At 69.8% G+C, this 2,222-nt stretch carries 2 protein-coding genes; both read left to right on the top strand.

All coding sequences use genetic code 11. The features are described from left to right. Positions 1 to 70: 70 nt before the first annotated feature. A complete protein-coding gene (locus V3N99_00010) occupies positions 71 to 466 on the top strand; it encodes a hypothetical protein (protein ID MEO3935119.1) in 396 nt (131 codons plus the stop codon). Between the two features lie 813 nt (positions 467 to 1,279). Beyond that, the coding region (locus tag V3N99_00005) for a protein rep (GenBank protein ID MEO3935118.1) at positions 1,280 to 2,222 on the top strand (943 nt) is incomplete at its 3' end.

Here is a 2,222-nt window from a genome sequence, read left to right as displayed (position 1 = left end):
GCCTCCCGGCGCTGCGGTCCCTACTGATGCGTGAGGGTGTCGAATACCGGCTCCCCGGAGAGGAATTGGCATGAACGAGGACGAGCAGAAGCAGGCGGCGGAGCAGGTAGAGGCTCGGCTGGTCGCGGCGGGCATCAGCCCGGAGCAGATGGAGGAGTGGGTGGGTCAAGCCGCTGGCGCAACGCTGTTCGGGATGGTGCGCGCCCTGGTCGATCGGGGTCTCGGGGTCGGCACGGCGCTGAGGCTCTCGGCGTTCCTGGTCATCGACGGGTCGGCCGGTCGAGGGGCTGTCGAGGCGATGGGGCTCAACGACAGCACGGCCCGGAAGTACCGGGCGTCGATCCGGAAGGTCATGGCGGACGTCGAGGACGAGGTTCCGCCGGCGTACCTCGCGGAGTGGGCCTCGGCGGTCGAGGACCGTCAGCTGTGGGCCGCGAAGGATCACGGCGATGACGTCACGGGCTGAGCGTCGGGCCGCTGGTCGGCTCGCGCGGAGCATGGGCGGTCACGTGGTCGCGATCCACCAGGACGGCTCTGTCGAGGTCTGCGGAGAGCCCGGATGCACCCAGAGCGCGGTGGCAGGGGAGGAGGGGCAGGGACGGACCGCAAGGGCGGAGCCCGAGGACCGCCCCCGGCGCTCCTCCCCTGGTGCCGCGCTGTGGCGCTCACGGCCTGTCTGGGGCCTCTAGAGGGCTCCTGGCGGGTCTGCGCACTGACCGGGTCTCCGGAAGGGCTGGGAGGCCCCCGGCTGCGATGCCGGTACGGATGTTGCTCCACGGGCCTGAGAGCCCGTCCACGGCGCTGAGGGGACCGCTGGGGCGTCGGCTCACCGCCCCCGGCAGACCCCTCCTCCTCCGCAGCGCAGTAGCGGCGACACGCCAGACAACGAAGCACCCTCGGGATTTCACGCCCGAGGGTGCTATCGTTTGGCCTGTTCAGAGCCCACAAACACTCCGGGTCGTAGAGGTTGGCGCCTCTCGCCGTCGTGCCTCAACCGAGCCACCCACGAAGGGGTGTCGATGTCTCCCAGAGTACCCAACCCGCCCCCTCGGGCGCTTCCTCGTCGGGCTCGCCGGTCCTGGTACCTGGCGGAGCTCTTGGGCCTTCCTCCGGTCCCTCGGACCCCCCCTTTGGGGCTCGCGTGAGCACCCCGGGGCGGAGCCCCCTAGAGAACTATGCGAATAACTCTTCACCCCTAGCGCCAAATATGGCCTCTGACCTGCGGAAACGTCGCTACGAGGGCCGTGCGTTTCTGTGGCACGAGAGCACCCTCCGGAGGGTGCGGCACTGTGGTCGGGCGGAGGTCGCCACCGCCCTCGGTGTCACGGTCCGGGAGCGGGCTCACGTCGCCGGATTTGCCGGTTTGCAGTCCTGCGGGTCGGTCTGGGCCGACCCGGTGTGCTCGTCGAAGGTCATGGCTCGCCGGAGGGTCGAGATCGGGGCCGCGGTCGAGATCTGGCAGGCGCTCGGCGGTCGGGTCGGCTTCGTGACCCTGACCATGCGGCACCGGAAGGGCCAGCGTCTGGCGACCCTCTGGGACGGGCTGAGCAAGGCGTGGGGCCGGGTGACGGGTGGCAAGGGCTGGACGACGGACAAGGCGAGGCATGGGGTCGCTGGCTGGATGCGCGTTGTGGAGGTCACCCACGGTCGGAATGGCTGGCACGTCCACGTGCACTCGCTCGTCTTCTTCGCTCCCGCCCTGGTCGCTCCGGAGGTCCAGGCACTCCACGCGGGCATGTTCGCTCGGTGGTCTGGGGGCCTCCAGTCGGTGGGGCTGGCCAAGCCGCTGATGGTGGGTCAGGATGCCCGGCTGATCGATGGGGCGGCGGATGCCGACCTGGGCCGCTACTTCACGAAGGCGGTCCACGGCGGGGACCGGATCGCGTACGAGTTCACGGGCTCCCAGACCAAGAGCGTGCGGGACGCCCTGGGCACTCGCCCGGCGTGGTCGCTGCTCGATGCGGCGTCGGAGGCGGGCGACGCTGACGCGCTCGACCTGTGGCACGAGTACGAGAAGGGGTCGAAGGGTCGGCGTCAGATGACGTGGTCTCAGGGCTTCCGGAAGGAGCTGGGGCTTCAGGTCGAGCAGACCGACGAGGAGATTGCGGAGGAGGAGTTGGGCTCCAACGATGACGACTTGGTCGTCATCACCAGTGCGGGGTGGAAGCGGGTCGTGGAGCGGCTGCTGATGGTCCCGATCCTGGAAGCGACCGAGACCGGGG

Source organism: Dermatophilaceae bacterium Soc4.6, from assembly GCA_039889245.1.
Lineage (GTDB): Bacteria > Actinomycetota > Actinomycetes > Actinomycetales > Dermatophilaceae > Lapillicoccus.
The sequence above is the reverse complement of the archived record's forward strand: the minus strand, read 5'-3'. Positions and strand labels throughout refer to the sequence as shown.